We start from the raw sequence: 17,024 nt of genomic DNA on the forward strand, positions 1-17,024 counted from the left end.
TGAGCCGCTTTTTTATTGGGATTCGTTTTACATCATTACTGATAAAGGTATTTGGTAAACAGTAAGTCAGCAATCAGGGTTTTACCTGTCTCTGGAAGCAAAATCTTGTTGAGGTGTTCAACTAAGGATTTTCTTAAGTCTTCACGGCCAGATAGAGATTTAATGGTTTCTTCGTTTTGTTTGCCAAGCAATTCAATCACCGCATCGCGAATCAGTGGTTGGTGATGCTCAATAGCGGCCAAGTCGCTACTATTTGCCACCATGATGTCGAGGCGAACCTGAATGTAGCCCAGTTTTTTACCTTTAGTGTAAAAATTGGTGGTCAGGTCTGGCTCTAGCGTGAAGTAGGCGAGTTTAGCTGCCGACTCCTCTTCCGCGAAACTTGATGCTGAAAAGAGTAGGGTAATCGCAAGAAATATTTGGGCTACATAACGTTTGTGCATATTTGTGACTTTTCTTTAGTTTATTCGCGATATTCGAAACGCATTAGTCTTGTTACAATGAGCGGTCTAAATCTAAATACGTTTACAATTCGAAGAACGCTTTAATTTTGTTCGAAAGTTGAAGCTTTATTGTACGTGTAAAGTCACCTATTGAATACTAGTATGAATCAGCCAATATCGCTGTATCTTAATTCGTTAATGAATGTAGATTGGCAAAGTACAGAAACATTTGATTTTCCTAATGAAACCACCAAAGAGTGGCTGATGGAGCAAGGTTCTCTTTCCCGCAAGTTGGGGAAGTGCTGTCAGCACCTGTCTGTTGAGTTGCTTCATAATCAAGTTGTAGAACGCTCAATGCTGCAACAAGACGAGGAACATCTTTTATCATCGTTTGATTGCTTACTGCGTAAAGTGATTTTAAAGGGTGATGACGAACCGTGGGTGTTAGGTCGAACCTTGATTCCCCGAGTCACATTAGAAGATCATCAGCACTCAGACCTTTCTCAACAAGGTAATGTCCCGCTTGGATTGACCGTTTTTAGTGCTGAGAACGTGGAGCGAGATGCGCTGCAAGTTGGTTGGGTTATCGCAGGCGATGAGCGATTACTCGCGCGTCGTTCTCGATTATGGATGAACCATAAACCGATGCTTGTGGCAGAACTGTTTTTACCAACATCACCCATTTACTCTAAGGAGAGTGTGTAAATGCTTGCCACCAAAGCGAAGGCGTATTGGCAATTAACGCGAATGAATCGCCCGATTGGTACCCTATTACTCCTTTGGCCGACCTTGTGGTCACTGATTATCGCCGCACAAGGTATGCCTGATTTTGATGTCTTGGTTGTTTTTGTACTCGGCGTGGTGTTGATGCGTTCAGCTGGCTGTGTGATCAATGACTTTGCGGACCGTAAAGTAGATGGTCATGTTAAACGTACCAAGCAGCGTCCACTGCCGTCTGGTTTGGTTTCCAGTAAGGAAGCGATTCTGCTCTTTTTAGTGCTAGCCGTAGTTTCATTCTTGCTGGTACTCACCATGAATCCACTGACCATTAAGCTCTCATTTATTGGTGTGGGTCTGGCGTTCATTTACCCTTTCATGAAGCGTTTTACGCATCTTCCACAGTTGTTTCTTGGCTTAGCGTTTAGTTGGGCGATACCAATGGCTTGGGCGGCACAAACCAATGAACTGCCAAGCATTGTGTGGTTTGTCTTCGTGATTAACGCGTTGTGGACGATTGCTTACGACACGCAATATGCGATGGTTGACCGAGATGATGACTTGAAGATTGGTATTAAATCGACGGCTATTTTATTTGGTCGCTTCGATAAACTGATTGTTGGCTCTTTGCAACTCGTCACCCTAGCGATGCTGATTGCGTTAGGCATGCATTACCAACTAGGAGATACCTTCTATTGGGCATTGTTGGTAGCGGGCAGCTTGTTTGTGTATCAACAACACCTGATGCGCCACCGTGATCGAGACCTATGCTTCCAAGCCTTTCTCAATAATAACTATGTTGGAATGGCAGTGACAGCGGGCTTGTTCATTACCTTCTGGTAAGCATCCGCTTTTCGAGTTAACGAATGCTAAAGAAAAAGGCACCCATTGGGTGCCTTTTTTGATCGCGTTGAATCTGCTATCAGAGCCCTGCTATATACAGGAATTACTCGACTTGGTGAATACTCTCTTGAATAGTCAGACGGACTTCTGGGTAAAGCATCGAGTAAAGAAGCTTAGCGAATTGCTGAGTCTTCTCTAAATCGCAGTTGCCGTCGTTATCTAGGTACTGTTGCTGCTTCAACGTTGCGAACATAGAAGCAAACACACCTTTATCGAAGAATTCGGGAGCATTGATACCATGCAATCGACCAAGTCGCTGTGCGATGTCTTGGCTTTTCTGCTCAAGGTCAGATTTGTCCAGTTCCGGATTCTCTGCCAGCAAGTTTAGAGCAATAGAGTAGCGCTGTAGCGTTTCTGAAATCGTACGGCCTAACAGCATAAGAGCTTGGCTGTTCGATTGGTTGATCGTCACTTCATTGTCAGACACAACAATCATGCCCTGGCTAACAAGTTCATCAATGATGTTTGATACTACGCCTTCAAGCTGTGATTCGTCGTAGCTTAAGAACAGCTCTTTCTTTAAGAACGGATAAATTGCTGCAACATTCTTTTGAATCGCTTCAATCGATAAACCGCGCTGACGAATGGTCATCTGGGCAATTAAAGATGGCAGAGCGAACAAGTGAATGATGTTGTTTCGGTAGTAGGTCATCAGAATTGACTGGTGACGGTCTAGCGAAATAATGTCGCCCATTGAGTCTGATTCAATTAGGAACTTGTTCAGCGATTCAGCGTGTTTTACCAGATCTTCAGCACTGTCTTTTGGTACCGTAAATGTATCAGAGTAAGGTACGTTCTTAAGCAGAGACAGGTAGCAATTGATCTGAGAAACCAAAGAGTCACGAGACAATGCGCGCTGTCTTGAGGCTAATAGCGCGGTTGCACAAAGGGTCAATGCGTTGGTCGCCGCGGCATCGTTAATGTGCGTCATCATTTTGGTCGCCAGGTCATTAACCACTGGATTCATCCATTGTGGTTTACTGGTGCCCATTGGGTCGATGTCTTTGGTCCACTCTGGTGAGTGCTCATTCAGGTATTGGTTCAGTTGAATCGGCTCACCGAAGTTCACGTAGCCTTTACCAAAGTTACGCAGCTTACGAATGGTACGAATCACTAAGCTCGCGTTTTCTTTTTCTTTACGCTTGCCACGAAGTTCTTTCGCGTAAGTCGCTACTTCCATCACGTGCTCGTAGCCGATGTATACAGGAACCAAAGTCACCGGACGGTTCATGCCGCGCAGCATTGCTTGGATTGTCATCGCTAGCATGCCCGTTTTCGCTTGCAGTAGACGACCTGTACGAGAACGACCACCTTCACTGAAGTACTCTACTGAGTAACCTTTAGCGAACAATTCCGCTAGGTATTCACGGAAAATCGTCGAGTACAGTTTGTTGCCTTTGAAGCTACGACGAATAAAGAACGCACCACCATGACGGAAAATAGGACCGGCAGGGAAGAAGTTCAGGTTGATACCCGCAGCGATGTGCGGAGGCACCATGCCTTCGTGGTAAAGCACATAAGAAAGCAGTAAGTAGTCCATGTGGCTACGGTGACAAGGCACGTAAACAATCTCGTGACCATCTTGAGCCAACTTACGAACCGTTGAAGCGTTGCTGATATGCAGGCCTTGGTACAACTTATTCCACAGCCAACCAAGAATCTTCTCACCACGCTTGATCAGCGAGTAAGAGAAGTTCGCAGCAATCTCGTCCATGATGTCTTGAGCTTCTTTGCTCGCTTTCTCGATCGAGATGTTCTTTGCTTGTGCTTCGTCTTCAATCGCTTTTTTGATCGCTTCTGATTTTAACAGGCGATCAAACAGAGCTTGGCGGCTTGGTAGGTTAGGGCCTGATGCTGCAAGCTTTTGGCGAGAGAAGTGAATACGTGCCACGCGCGCCAGTTTGTGCGCGATGGTGCTGTCGGTGCCGTGTGAGTTGGCCATGTAACGCAGAGAAACCACAGGACTAAAGCGAACCAAGCAGTCACGACCGGCTAGCAATACCGCTTTTGATTTCTCTAAGCCGTTCATTGCCTGTAGGTAAGGCTTCTGGTTATTCTCTTTACCAGGTTTGCGCCCCCACAAAACGGTAGCAGGGATAACTTGAACATCGAGTTCAGAGTCGTCGGCGTGCAGTGAAAGCAATTCAGAGAACACTTCAATTGAAGAGCTTGGTACATAATCATCGTCTTGCAGCAGAGTTTTGCGAGAAGAGATGAAAACGTAGCGTTGCAGTGATTTGCCGTTGATTTCAAGCTTGCTCAACGGATCAGGTAGGCCTAATTCAAGTGCATGTTTTTGCAATGTAAGAATGTCGACACTTGAGCGAAACGGTAAGGCGTATACAATCGGTTTGCTCAAATCAATGTTCAAATCCTCAACAGGGTTTGAAGGAATTGATGTGCCCTTTACCAATACGGATAAAGGTAGCTTCATTAATGAACGTGAAAAAGATTGTCCAGAAGACATATAGGTTCACTGCCTCAATAGTTATTTCAATGTGCTGAAGCGTATCTCTATTTCTCTGATAAAAAGGATAAATCCTATGAGTGAAATAGGGATAAGCCTAGGCGTAAATTTAATCGATGCAAGAATACCAGAAACTGGTCTAACCTTTTAATGGAAATAGTCATATTGCCGTTAAGTTTGTGGAAAATCATTCATCGACTGATTGAGTATAGGGTTAAAAATGACCAAAAAATCAAACACCGGATTCAAACGCATCATCAAAGCAGCAGGCTTTTCATGGCAAGGCATTACGAGTTCGTTTAAAAATGAGGCTGCATTTCGACAGGAAGTGTTCATGGCGGTCGTGCTTATTCCGTTGGCATTTTACCTAGATGTAAGCCAAGTTGAACGAATCTTAATGATCTCATCGGTGGTATTGGTGATGGTTGTCGAGCTAATCAATACCGCGATTGAAGCGGTTGTCGACCGAATCGGCAGTGAACATCATGAGCTTTCTGGGATGGCTAAAGATGTCGGTTCGGCAGCAGTTTTCATCTGTTTGGCACTCGCAGGTTATGTGTGGCTAGAGATCCTGTTTTTGTAATTTGCTAAAAATGAACTAAAAACAAGCAATTGCTTTGCTTTTGTTCAGTTACTGGATATACTCACAGTCAACTGTATAAAAAGACAGGTGAATCATGAAGCCGTTAACGCCCCGCCAGCAACAAGTCTTTGACCTTATCAAAGGTAAGATCGAAGATTCCGGTATGCCACCGACACGTGCAGAAATCGCGCGTGAACTAGGCTTCCGTTCTGCTAATGCTGCAGAAGAACATTTAAAAGCTCTTGCTCGTAAAGAAGCGATAGAGATTATCCCGGGTGCGTCTCGTGGTATTCGTATTTTGCTTGAAGATGCAGCAAATGAGGAACAAGGTTTACCATTAATCGGTCAGGTTGCCGCTGGTGAGCCTATTCTGGCTCAAGAACATGTAGAAATGCATTACCAAGTAGACCCAGGTATGTTTAAACCTCAGGCTGACTTCTTACTTCGTGTAAATGGCGAAAGTATGAAAAACATCGGTATTATGGATGGTGATCTACTGGCTGTTCATAAAACACAAGACGTACGCGACGGTCAGGTTGTAGTGGCTCGTGTCGATGATGATGTAACGGTAAAACGCCTAGAACGTAAAGGTTCAACGGTTCTGTTACATGCTGAAAATGAAGAGTTTTCTCCAATCCATGTCGATCTAGAATCTCAACACTTGTCTATTGAAGGGCTTGCGGTTGGTATTATTCGCAACACCGACTGGATGTAGTCAGTACAAACAGCTATTGATATTTATTCTCAATAACTTGTCATTGTAATTGATATTCATTATCATCTTCTTTGTCGAGATACAAGGAAGATGATGATGCCAAACCCAACCAAACCTCAAATGAAGCCGCTTACTCGTAAGCCGCGCTCCTCTGTTCAAAAGGCTTCTTCTGAACAAGGGTCTGCACATCAAGAATTCCAAGTTCCGACGAACCTCGTTCAGCATCTTTGGTTTCGTAGCCGTGAAAGCCTAGCTGATGATGGTCTCGTTTATGATCCTATCGCAGCTCAAGCCTGCAAGCGTTGCCAGCTCGCACCAGAATGTCTTACCGGTGAACTCGACCAACAGCAACTCCTTTACGCGACACTGACTCAACTTTGTGATTCTCAAGTTCAACAGTTTTTATCTCATAACCCAGATGCTTGGATTATTAACGTGGGAGCAGGGCTCGATACCCGTTTCTACCGTTTAGATAATGGCCGCTGTCATTGGGTTGAGTTAGATGTAACCGAGAATCTGCTTTGGCGACAACGCTTGTTCCACAAAAATGAACGCTATCGCTTAGAGTGTGGCTCTGTCGATGACCTAACTTGGTTGGATGAACTTAATATTCCAGAACAAGCCTCGGTGATGGTGGTGTGTGAACATGCTCTGCTGGATTGCAATGAACAGCAGACGGCGAACTTCATTCAGTCTTTGAGTCGCTACTTTACTCATGCACATGCGTGTTTAGTCTTAGCTGGAGATAAAAGCTCAAGTACGTTGGGGCAAAAACTTGGTTCAGGAAAGTATGCGCATGGCCTATCTTCTCCAATAGACAGTGTTCTCAATTGGTTGCCATGGGCACAATGGGTAAAAGCGTTTTCTCCACTAGACCAAAAATGCAACCGTTGGAAATTGTGGCAGCGACTTCTTTGTAAGATCTCTCAGGTCAAAAAGCGTTTAACGCCGCAGTTAGTGCTCGTTAAGTGGTAATCCTAGGTGTTTTGTATTTCGAGTAACTGAGTACATAGCCGGTATAAGTAAAATTCCACAACATAGTGAAAGCCCACCCACTAGGTTAAACTATCGCCTCTAATCTAAGAGGTGATCGTGAAGTTATTTAATCCCCAAACTATTTTTCAAACGCTATCCAATCAGGCGATGCATAAAAAAGTGCTGTTGCTCGCGATCCCGATGGTTCTCTCTAATATTACTGTTCCACTGTTGGGCTTAGTCGATGCGGCGGTTATCGGTCACCTAGAGCACTCTTGGTATTTAGGTGGTGTGGCGCTGGGCGGCACAATGATCAGCGTGACCTTTTGGTTGCTTGGTTTCCTGCGTATGTCGACAACAGGGCTAGCTGCACAATCTTATGGTGCGAATGATGGCAAGCAACTTGGTTTAGTCTTTGTGCAAGGCGTGACCATGGCCTTAGGGTTTGCTGGTGTCTTTTTGCTTTTACACAGTCTAGTCGCCGATTTAGTTTTCTCATTGAGTAGCGCCAGTGATCAAGTTAAGCACTATGGTCAGCAATATTTCTCAATCCGCGCTTGGAGTGCGCCTGCTGCGCTAACTAACTTTGTGATTCTAGGTTGGTTACTCGGGACTCAAAATGCCAAAGCGCCCATGTGGATGGTGATCATCACCAATATCACCAATATCGTTTTGGATATTGTTTTTGTTATCGGCTTAGGATGGCAAGTGGAAGGTGCAGCATTGGCATCTGTAATGGCTGATTATGCCGGTCTAACATTTGGCTTGATTTGTGTTTACCGAATCTGGGCGAAGAAGCAGTTACCATCGCCATGGGATCTGCTTAAGAAAACCAGCCAAGGTTTGAGTCGTTTCGTGAAATTGAATCGCGATATCTTTCTTCGTTCATTATGCCTACAAGCGACTTTCACTTTCATGACCTTCCAAGGTGCAAGCTTTGGCGATGATGTTGTTGCGGCCAATGCCGTGTTGATGAGTTTCTTGATGATCATCTCTTATGGGATGGATGGCTTTGCCTACGCAATGGAAGCGATGGTCGGTAAGGCGATAGGCGCGAAAGACAAAGGTGAGCTGAACCAGTCATTGATTGGAACTTTCTTCTGGAGCTTCAATATTTGTTTGGTACTGACCATAGTGTTCGCACTCGTTGGCTCGAGCTTAATCAATATGATCACCACAATCCCAGACGTGAAGAGTCAAGCCGAGGTGTATTTACCGTGGTTAATCGCAATGCCATTGGTGTCTATGTGGTGCTTCTTGTTGGATGGTATTTTTGTTGGAGCAACTAAGGGCAAGGATATGCGCAATAGTATGTTTGTTGCGACTTGTAGTTTCTTCGCGATTTTCTATTTAGCATCAGGTTTAGAGAACCATGCACTGTGGTTAGCGATGCTGAGCTTTATGGCAATGCGCGGAATTGGTCTTGGTGTGTTGTTTGTTTCTCAGTGGAAGAAAGGGGAGTTTCTCGCTTAGCTCTGAGGGCTCTGTTTGTGGAGAGTAAATGAGGCTGTACAGGTAAAGGGGTATTTAGAACATCATGATCTAATTACTATCAATGCCTTAATATTCAGTGTTTTAAATAAAAACAGCAAGCGCGTGGCTTGCTGTTTATGTATTTGGCCTATGGGTGGTCAAATACTCCTATTGGTTCTTTATCTAGAATAAACGGTTAAGCCCGTTGAGTGCTGCAACACGATAAGCTTCCGCCATCGTTGGATAGTTAAAGGTTGTATTCACAAAGTACTCGATGGTATTTGCTTCACCTTTCTGTTCCATGATCGCTTGTCCGATATGGATGATTTCAGCGGCACGCTCACCAAACACGTGGATACCTAAAATCTCTTTGGTTTCGCGATGGAACAGAATCTTCAAGCTACCAATGTCTTTACCCGCAATTTGAGCACGAGCTAGGTGTTTGAATGAAGAACGTCCTACTTCATACGGTACTTTAGCTGCGGTAAGTTCTTGCTCGGTTTTACCAACAGAACTGATCTCCGGGATGGTGTAGATGCCGGTTGGAATGTCTTCGATAAGGTGGCGTTCAGCTTCACCTTTCACAATTGCTTGAGCCACAAATCGACCTTGGTCATAAGCCGCGCTTGCTAGGCTAGGGTAGCCAATCACATCACCGACAGCGTAAACATGGTCAACATTGGTTTGGTAATTGGTATTTACTGAGACTTGCCCACGCGAGTCCGCTTCTAAGCCAACAGCACCAAGGTTCAGTTTATCGGTATTACCCGTTCGGCCATTGGCATACAGTAGGCAATCAGCGCGCATCTTTTTACCTGACTCTAGGTGAATGATCACGCCATCATCAGTGCCTTCAATTTTCTCAAAGGTTTCATCGTTGCGAATCACGACACCGCTGTTCCAGAAGTGATAAGAAAGTGCATCTGAGGTTTCATTGTCTAGGAATGACAACAGACGGTCACGAGTATTGATAAGATCGGTTTTTACACCCAAACCGCGGAAAATCGACGCGTATTCACAACCAATAACGCCAGCACCATAGATGATGATGTGTTGCGGGTCGTGTTTAAGAGAAAGAATCGAGTCACTGTCGTAGATACGTTCATGCAGGAAGTCGACGTTATCTGGTTGGTAAGGGCGAGAGCCTGTCGCGATAACAAATTTGTCTGCACTGTAATGTTCTTCAGTGCCATCGCTTTGCATTACCGAGACAGTGTTGGTATCGATAAAACGTGCAGTACCAAAGACCAACGTGCACTGGTTGCGGTCGTAGAAGCCTTGGCGTAATCGAGTCTGCTTGTCGATAACCGATTTGGCATGCCCCAAAATGTTAGAAAACGTTGAGTGTATGCTTTTGTTGTTCTGACAAAACAGCGGATTACTGTTGAATTCGATAATACGACTTACGGCATGACGCAGTGCTTTTGAAGGAATTGTTCCCCAGTGAGTACAACCACCACCAACGCTGCTCTCTTTCTCAATGATTGCAACGTTCAACCCGGCTTTGGTCAATCCCATCGCTGCCCCTTCTCCTCCGGGGCCACTACCAATTACGATTACATCAAAGTGGTTGGAGTGCGGCATAGATATCTTCCTTGTTATATTTGAGTAACATTGCTTTAGCGAGATTTTAACTGATTCTGTTCTTGGGTACATGAAAAGGGCATCAGAGAGTCGGTGGGATCACGCAGTGTTATCGAAAAAATAATATTTGGTATGTCGTATGTCTCCAAATGACAGTGTGGATATTGAAATTTTTTCTTCGAACGTATTTACTTCGGTACGTGAACAAAGAGGTATGTTTAGTGTCTTATATAACCAGAGTGCCTTATATAAATAAGTGATTCGCGTTATATTGAATAGAGTATTAAACATGCCTGTTTAGGCTGTAAAAGAAGAAATTGATAAAGTATGAAACCAATGGGCATTCGCGCACAGCAAAAAGAAAAAACTCGTCGCAGCTTAATCGATGCAGCATTTAGCCAACTCAGCGCCGATCGTAGTTTTTCCAATCTAAGCTTGAGAGAAGTCGCTCGTGAGGCTGGAATAGCACCGACTTCCTTTTATCGTCACTTCAAAGACATGGATGAGCTTGGCTTAACCATGGTTGATGAAGGTGGCTTACTGCTGCGCCAGTTAATGCGTCAAGCTAGGCAACGCATAGTAAAAGAAGGCAGTGTGATTCGTACATCGGTTGAAACCTTTATGGAATTCATTGAAAGCAGCCCTAACGTATTCAGACTGTTATTGCGAGAGCGCTCAGGAACTTCATTTGAGTTTCGTGCAGCGGTAGCTCGTGAGATACAGCACTTCTCTGCTGAGTTAACCGAATATTTGATAACGACTGGCATGACACGAGACGAAGCTTTTACTCAAGCTGAAGCCTCCGTTATCTTGGTCTTCAACTCAGGGGCAGAAGCATTAGATTTAGATCGACGTCAGCGAGATGAACTGGCTGAACGCTTGATCATGCAATTGCGAATGATGGCCAAAGGGGCTTTTTGGTATCGTAAAGAACGTGAACGTAACCGATTAAAAGGCGGGATTGAATAATGTCGAATGAAAATAATACTGTAAACCGTGGTTCAGAAAGAAAGACACTCGTACTTGCTGTTATTGCCGGTGTGTGTGGTGATGCTCTGTTATCTTGGGTAACAATGAGCGAAGTGGGCTTCTCTATTTTCCCACTGATTGCTTTAGTCTTGGCTGTACAAGCACTTTACCAAGAGTACCTAACTAACCCAGTATCTGAAGATATTCCACTAGTAGGTTTGGCTTGTTTCTTTGTAGGTGCATTTGGCCACTCGGCTTTTGTGAAGGCACAACACCCTGATGCTGGCTCAAACTTCTTTGCGATTATTGTCGCGATGTTGCTTCTTGCATGGGTAGGTAAGAAACTCGGCTTTATCGGCAAAACTGCTTAAGCTGATTTAGAAATTAAAAAAACGAGCCAATGGGCTCGTTTTTTTGTATCTGCTGTTTGGCTTAGACCTGAAAGCGATACTTACGCTTTACGCTCTAGGAATACGCCAGCTTCCATGTGGTGCGTGTAAGGGAACTGGTCAAACAGAGCAAAACGAGTGATGTCGTGCGTTTCGCTTAGGATGTCTAGGTTCTCTTTCAATGTTTCAGGGTTACAAGAGATGTACATGATACGCTCGTAGCCTTGAACCATCTTACAAGTATCAACATCCATACCTGAACGCGGTGGATCAACAAAGATAGTGTTGCAGTTGTAGCTCTTAAGATCGATGTTCGCTTGCTGTAGACGACGGAACTCACGCTTGCCTTCCATTGCTACAGTAAAATCTTCTGCAGACATACGGATGATCTGAACATTTTCAATGTTGTTCGCAGCGATGTTGTATTGCGCAGATTCTACTGACGGTTTCGCCAGTTCAGTTGCCAGTACACGCTCGAAGTTTTGTGCTAGCGCTAATGAGAAGTTACCGTTACCACAGTAAAGCTCAAGTAAGTCGCCTTTGCTGTCTTGAGTACAATCGACAGCCCATTCCAACATTTTCTCTGCCACTTTGCCGTTGGGTTGAGTAAAGCTGTTCTCTACTTGTTGGTAGATGTAGCTATCACCATTCACATCTAGCTTTTCAATTACGTAGTCGCGGTCCAGTACGATTTTCATCTTACGCGCACGGCCAATCAGGTTTAGGTTAAAACCTTCATCGTTTAATTGCTGCTTAAGTGCTTTAGCATCTTGAATCCACTGTTCACCTAATTGACGGTGGTAAAGCAATGACACCAAAATTTCGCCGCTTAACGTAGAAAGGAAGTCTACTTGGAATAGCTTGTGGCGCAGAGAGTGGTTGTCCTTCATTGCATCTGTTAATAGAGGCATTAGGTCATTGATAAGACGGCTAGCTGCAGGGAACTGGTCTACGCGATATTTTTCTTTAGTCTCTTGATTGAACATGACGTAATACATATCGTCACCTTCATGCCACACGCGGAACTCAGCACGCATGCGGTAGTGTTGTTCTGGAGATTCATACACTTCCAGCTCAGGCACATTATATTCTGAGAACATTTCAGTAAGACGCTCAGTCTTTTCTGCCAGTTGTTCTTGGTAGCGTTGCGGGTTTACATCTAAATTCGCCATTGTTATGCCTTTTGCTGTCGTGCTTTTAAATCAAGAGCGCAGATTTTATTCAATCACAGGCGCTTGTCCAGTGTTGAGAGCCAATCAGTGTAAATAGGCCATGAAAACTATAGCTTATAACTATCTTAGACTAGACAAATGATTCAGAGGTCAATACTATCTTCGGCAAGCTGGTGCCATTTAGATGTATAGATGGCTGAAGAGGGAATCTGGTGTGAATCCAGAACTGACGCGCAGCGGTAAAAGAGAACAAGTATTCACAAGACACTGCAAATAGCTTTTTGTGGGAAGTCGAATATAAGGTAACCAAAAGGTTGTGCTCTTGAGTCCGAATACCTGCCAGTAGCTAAACCATAAGATGTGGTTTGGTAGGAATTTACGCGATTTAGGATCACAACATGAACAAATCCCTTTTAGCGGTTGCTGTAGCATCGCTGCTTTCACCTATCTCCAATTTACACGCCCAACAAGCATCTGCCGACGAAACCATGGTGGTTACGGCTAACCGTTTTGAGCAAAGCACGGAAAGTGTTGTCGCTCAAGTTGAAGTAGTAACACGCCAAGATATCGATCGAATTCAAGCTAAGTCTCTAACAGATGTGTTTAGACGATTGACGGGTATTCAGGTTTCACAAAATGGAGGCCGAGGACAGCAAGCTTCGATCTTTGTTCGTGGTGCTAACTCTGATCAAGTGCTTGTTCTCATTGATGGTATTCGTTTTGCGCGAGCTGCAAAGGGTGGTGTCGATTTTAGCCAGTTACCAATTACATTCGTTGACCGAGTGGAATACGTTCGAGGAGCTCGTGCCGCTATGTATGGCTCAGAAGCTATCGGCGGTGTGATTAATATCATTACAGTTGCCAGTTCTGACAATGAAGAAACGGTAGTGAGTGCGGGATTAGGCAGCCGTGATTATGAAGAGTTAAGTTTTGTTAGTGGTACCAAAGTTGGCGAAAATGGTCATTTGAATGTATCGGTTGGTTACGATTCCGATGAGGGATACAACGTTCATCCATTACCAGGTGTTAATGATGGTGATCGCCATGGTTTTGAATCACGCAATGCTCTAATTGGTTATGTTCATAATTTTGATCAGCAATGGAGTGGCTTCGCGAATTTCCGTATGTTTGAAACCATTTCTCAGTACGATGGTTCATTTGGTACAGACCATTCTTACAAAGAAGCTGAAGTTCAAAATTCGACCTTTGCTACTGGTGTTAAATATAGTGGCAGTGAACTTAAGTCTGATTTCTTAGTTAACTATCAGAATCAAGATAACTGGAACTACGAACAGTCTTTAGGCAAGAACTCAGCGTCAGCAACATCTGATGAGCTTGAACAGCTAAATGTTCAATGGGTGAATTCATACAAACTAACGTCGTCACTGACTCTTAGTGGTGGTGTAGATTGGCGTGATGAGGCTTATATTGTTAAGCCTTCGAATACTGAATACGACAGAACGAATGTTGCGTACTTCGCTGCATTAAACGCAGATGCGGATAAAGTGTTCGGAGAACTGAGTCTTCGTGTTGATGACAATGAGCAGTTTGGTACAGAAACTACTTACAACACAGGGTTAGGCTATCGTTATGCTGAGTGGCTTGTTGTAAAAGCAGCTTATGGCACATCCTTTAAAGCACCTAACTTGTATCAACTATATAGCTACTACGGTAATGCACAGTTAGAAGCTGAAAAGGCAGATTCATTTGAACTGACTTTTGGTGGCTTAATCAAGGATGTTGATTGGTCGATTACTGGCTATGACACGAACGTCGAAGACTTAATTGATTACAACTACGCGACAAGTAAGTACTACAATACCGATGGCGAAAGCCAATTACGTGGTGTGGAAATGGTCGTTGGGTTTGATACTAGCTTTATTAACCACCAAGTGAGCGCTAATTTCCAAGACCCAGAAGATCAATCTGGTGAGCAACTGATACGCCGAGCTAAGAAGATTTACAAGTATAATGCAGTGGCTAGTTTCGATGATGTTGATGTTTCATTAGGTTTCCAATATGTAGGTGAGAGACCGGACTTCTCTGAAGATCTCGCAGCGTATAGCTTGTTTGATGTTTCAGTGAACTACTATGCGAATGAAAACCTTACTTTAAATGGTCGAGTGGATAACTTGACTGACGAAGAGTACGAGACTGCTGGTGGATACCCATCACCAGAGCGTACATATTACGTGAATGCTACTTACCAATTCTAATTATCACCTAAACCGCCTTCGGGCGGTTTTTTCTTATTGGGTATATCAATGAAAAAGAAAGTCGTCATAAGTTGGTCGTCAGGCAAAGACTCTACATTAACCCTAGAACGTCTACTTGAAAGCACCGAGTATGAAGTTGTTGCTCTCTATACTATGTATGTTGGAGATGAGGTCCCTTTCCAAGTCACGCCAATCGAGGTTGTCGGAATGCAGGCTACATTGATCGGTTTGCCTCTAATAACGATTGAGCTGCCGGAGGTGTTCCCAAGTAACGAGATCTATCAAAGTACGATTGTTACGGCGCTTAAAGGATCGGGTTTATCTATTGATGCCGTGGCATTCGGCGATATGTTTTGCAATGGTATTGCTGATTACCGAAGAAGTTATATAGAACCTGCGGGTTGGGAGTGTGTATTTCCTCTACTAGGAGAGAGTAGCCAAACTCTGGCTCAAGAAATCATAAATAGAGGAATCGAAACCTTTCTCGTCACAGTTGATAGCGATGCATTAGACATGAGCTATTGCGGGAAAGAATACACGCCTGAACTAATAGACAGTTTGCCAAGTCACGTCGACCCATGTGGAGAAGATGGTGAGTTCCATACCTTAGTAACGTCAGCGCCATGCTTTAAAGGTAAGCTCAAGATAGAGCTAGAAAATGTAGATCAGGGTGAGCGCTTTGGGCATCAACGCTACCGAGCTTGCATTATGTAGAGTGATGATTGGCGAAAACTAGGTGAAGGGGTATCATTGCTGCGGAACTTATTACAGGTAATGGTTGTGTCGGAAAGCATACAAAAAAACATATTGGTCTTTGATTCTGGAGTTGGCGGTCTGTCTGTATATAAAGAGATAAGCCAGTTACTACCCAATCACAACTATATCTATGTATTCGATAACGAGGCTTACCCTTATGGTGAGCTCGATCAGCAAGTCCTCATTCAGCGAGTCCAAAGTATCGTCGCCAGTTTTGTGGCGAGTCACGCTATTGATATCGTGGTGATAGCTTGTAATACGGCCAGTACGATAGTCCTGCCGACACTTCGCGCTAATAACCTTATCCCTATTGTCGGCGTAGTCCCGGCAATCAAACCTGCTTCGTTACTGGCTAATAAAGCGGTTGGCCTTATTGCGACTCCCGCGACGATTACTCGTGAATACACACACGAGCTCATCAAAAACTTCTCGAGTAATAAAAGAGTAGAGCTGTTGGGTTCTACTCGGCTCGTGGATATGGCCGAAGATAAACTCAGAGGCGAGGAGATTAGCCTTGAAGAGTTACAGCAAATCCTTCAGCCGATGATCAACACAATTGATGTGGCTGTATTAGGATGTACTCATTTCCCATTGATCAAATCAGAGATTCAACAAGTACTAGGTGAAAGTGTAGTGCTGATAGATTCTGGTAAAGCGATAGCTAAGCGGGTTCAAGATTTGTTGGGTTTGGAAAGCGTTAATAAAGAAGGGGGAGTACGTGAAGTTTTTTGTAGTGCACTTCCTAAAAAAGAAAGTGCACTAAATAGTATGTTAAAGCAGTTAGGGTTTAGCTCAGTTCAGATTCGTCCGCTTCAGGATGTTTAGGATCATTTGCAACACGTACTTTTAAAGTGCGTTGCATGTAATCTTTATCGTTAAGTGCAGAGATTGCATGATTCACATCATTACTTGCCATAACAACAAATCCAAAGCCTCTTCTTTTACCAGTACGTTTGTCTTTCATTAAACGTACTGCAAATACTTCACCATGCTCTGAGAATAATTCTCGTACATGTGATTCGTTCGCTTTGTATGGAAGGTTACCCACATAAAGTGTTTTGGTTGAAGCCTTAGGTTCTGAATCTGATTGTGAGTCGGTGCTTGAAAAGTTAACAACAAAAGCGGAAGCCAAGACACCAAGGATAAAGGTAATTGCAGGCGATATATCTACCTGAGAGAAAACAATGCCGCCTAATACAGCCAGTGCGACAATTAACAACATCGATTTTTTTGAGTTCATATCGGAATACTACATATTAATAAACGAAATAGACGCATCTACCATTAACAAAATAGACACATGAATCTTACGTTCATGGCTTCCATTTTTCCAATGTATTGCTGTGATACGTCTCAAATGTTTAGTTTTTATTCGAAAAATGCGGATCTGGTGGCTTTTTAGGCGAACAAAACTTTTATTTCAAAAAGCCCTTGTGCTCCATCTCAATCTCTCTATAATGCCGCCTCACCGACACGGAGTGAGACGAAAGTCACACAGCGAAATCGGTAGAGAAAAAGAGTTTGAAAATAACCCTTGACTCTCAAAGTGGTGCAGGTATAGTACGCACCCCTAGCGACTGAGATGTGAATCACAAAACGCTAGCGCTCTTTAACAATTTAAACCTATCAATCTGTGTGGGCACTCGTTGATGAATATCAAAA

Annotated in this window: 16 protein-coding genes and 1 riboswitch; of the genes, 11 read left to right on the plus strand and 5 right to left on the minus strand. The window is 43.8% G+C overall.

Annotation, left to right across the window (positions count from 1 at the left end):
* Nucleotides 1-35: 35 nt before the first annotated feature.
* Nucleotides 36-443, minus strand: a complete 408-nt coding sequence (locus AB4167_RS03515) for a flagellar basal body-associated protein FliL (protein ID WP_017063771.1) — start codon at nt 441-443, stop codon at nt 36-38.
* A gap of 162 nt (nt 444-605) precedes the next feature.
* On the opposite strand from AB4167_RS03515, the gene AB4167_RS03520 reads away from it, so the two are divergent.
* Both AB4167_RS03520 and ubiA read left to right on the plus strand, forming a co-directional pair.
* On the plus strand, nt 606-1,148 hold the full coding sequence (locus AB4167_RS03520) for a chorismate lyase (protein ID WP_164091128.1): 543 nt from the start codon (nt 606-608) through the stop codon (nt 1,146-1,148).
* Nucleotides 1,149-2,003, plus strand: a complete 855-nt coding sequence (gene ubiA / locus AB4167_RS03525) for a 4-hydroxybenzoate octaprenyltransferase (protein WP_017061043.1) — start codon at nt 1,149-1,151, stop codon at nt 2,001-2,003.
* A 103-nt stretch (nt 2,004-2,106) separates the two neighbouring features.
* Here ubiA and plsB read toward each other — a convergent pair whose 3' ends face one another.
* Complete coding sequence (gene plsB, locus AB4167_RS03530; protein WP_371725603.1) at nt 2,107-4,530, minus strand: glycerol-3-phosphate 1-O-acyltransferase PlsB; 2,424 nt, start codon at nt 4,528-4,530, stop codon at nt 2,107-2,109.
* A gap of 220 nt (nt 4,531-4,750) precedes the next feature.
* On the opposite strand from plsB, the gene AB4167_RS03535 reads away from it, so the two are divergent.
* The 4 genes from AB4167_RS03535 (at nt 4,751) to dinF (ending at nt 8,276) form a co-directional block, all read left to right on the plus strand.
* Nucleotides 4,751-5,113, plus strand: a complete 363-nt coding sequence (locus AB4167_RS03535; RefSeq protein WP_017061045.1) for a diacylglycerol kinase — start codon at nt 4,751-4,753, stop codon at nt 5,111-5,113.
* A gap of 94 nt (nt 5,114-5,207) precedes the next feature.
* Nucleotides 5,208-5,828: a transcriptional repressor LexA gene (gene lexA, locus AB4167_RS03540; RefSeq protein ID WP_372136136.1), complete on the plus strand. Its 621-nt coding sequence runs from the start codon at nt 5,208-5,210 to the stop codon at nt 5,826-5,828.
* A gap of 96 nt (nt 5,829-5,924) precedes the next feature.
* Nucleotides 5,925-6,803, plus strand: a complete 879-nt coding sequence (locus AB4167_RS03545) for a class I SAM-dependent methyltransferase (protein WP_372098466.1) — start codon at nt 5,925-5,927, stop codon at nt 6,801-6,803.
* 117 nt (nt 6,804-6,920) lie between these two features.
* Complete coding sequence (gene dinF / locus AB4167_RS03550) at nt 6,921-8,276, plus strand: MATE family efflux transporter DinF (RefSeq protein ID WP_372136137.1); 1,356 nt, start codon at nt 6,921-6,923, stop codon at nt 8,274-8,276.
* 183 nt (nt 8,277-8,459) lie between these two features.
* On the opposite strand, the gene sthA is transcribed toward dinF, so the two are convergent.
* A complete protein-coding gene (gene sthA, locus AB4167_RS03555; protein WP_017061048.1) occupies nt 8,460-9,860 on the minus strand; it encodes a Si-specific NAD(P)(+) transhydrogenase in 1,401 nt (466 codons plus the stop codon).
* Nucleotides 9,861-10,187: 327 nt separating this feature from the next.
* Here sthA and fabR point away from each other — a divergent pair, with 327 nt between their 5' ends.
* Together fabR and AB4167_RS03565 are read left to right on the plus strand one after the other, a co-directional pair.
* Entirely contained in the window at nt 10,188-10,829 is a 642-nt protein-coding gene (gene fabR / locus AB4167_RS03560; protein WP_010438693.1) for an HTH-type transcriptional repressor FabR, read from the plus strand.
* Nucleotides 10,829-11,200 carry a YijD family membrane protein gene (locus AB4167_RS03565; protein WP_017061049.1) on the plus strand — a complete coding sequence of 124 codons (372 nt, stop codon included), beginning with the start codon at nt 10,829-10,831 and terminating at the stop codon, nt 11,198-11,200. The genes fabR and AB4167_RS03565 overlap by 1 nt, the downstream gene beginning before the upstream one ends.
* An 80-nt stretch (nt 11,201-11,280) precedes the next feature.
* Here the strand turns inward: AB4167_RS03565 and trmA are convergent, their stop codons facing one another.
* Entirely contained in the window at nt 11,281-12,390 is a 1,110-nt protein-coding gene (gene trmA, locus AB4167_RS03570) for a tRNA (uridine(54)-C5)-methyltransferase TrmA (RefSeq protein ID WP_372098468.1), read from the minus strand.
* 154 nt (nt 12,391-12,544) lie between these two features.
* Nucleotides 12,545-12,749, plus strand: a riboswitch (cobalamin riboswitch).
* Nucleotides 12,750-12,788: 39 nt separating this feature from the next.
* Here trmA and btuB point away from each other — a divergent pair.
* Genes btuB through murI form a run of 3 tightly spaced genes read left to right on the plus strand, consistent with a single transcriptional unit; the run spans nt 12,789 to nt 16,187 of the window.
* Nucleotides 12,789-14,606 carry a TonB-dependent vitamin B12 receptor gene (btuB, locus tag AB4167_RS03575; RefSeq protein ID WP_372136138.1) on the plus strand — a complete coding sequence of 606 codons (1,818 nt, stop codon included), beginning with the start codon at nt 12,789-12,791 and terminating at the stop codon, nt 14,604-14,606.
* A gap of 48 nt (nt 14,607-14,654) precedes the next feature.
* Nucleotides 14,655-15,320, plus strand: coding sequence for an ATPase (locus AB4167_RS03580; RefSeq protein WP_372136139.1), 666 nt, complete (start codon nt 14,655-14,657; stop codon nt 15,318-15,320).
* Nucleotides 15,321-15,380: 60 nt separating this feature from the next.
* Nucleotides 15,381-16,187, plus strand: coding sequence for a glutamate racemase (gene murI, locus AB4167_RS03585; protein WP_017061053.1), 807 nt, complete (start codon nt 15,381-15,383; stop codon nt 16,185-16,187).
* On the opposite strand, the gene AB4167_RS03590 is transcribed toward murI, so the two are convergent.
* Entirely contained in the window at nt 16,150-16,602 is a 453-nt protein-coding gene (locus AB4167_RS03590) for an RNA recognition motif domain-containing protein (RefSeq protein WP_372118570.1), read from the minus strand. The two genes, murI and AB4167_RS03590, sit on opposite strands and share 38 nt — an antisense overlap.
* Nucleotides 16,603-17,024 lie beyond the last annotated feature (422 nt).

It is taken from the genome of Vibrio sp. 10N.286.49.E11, from assembly GCF_041469505.1.
Lineage (GTDB): Bacteria > Pseudomonadota > Gammaproteobacteria > Enterobacterales > Vibrionaceae > Vibrio > Vibrio crassostreae_C.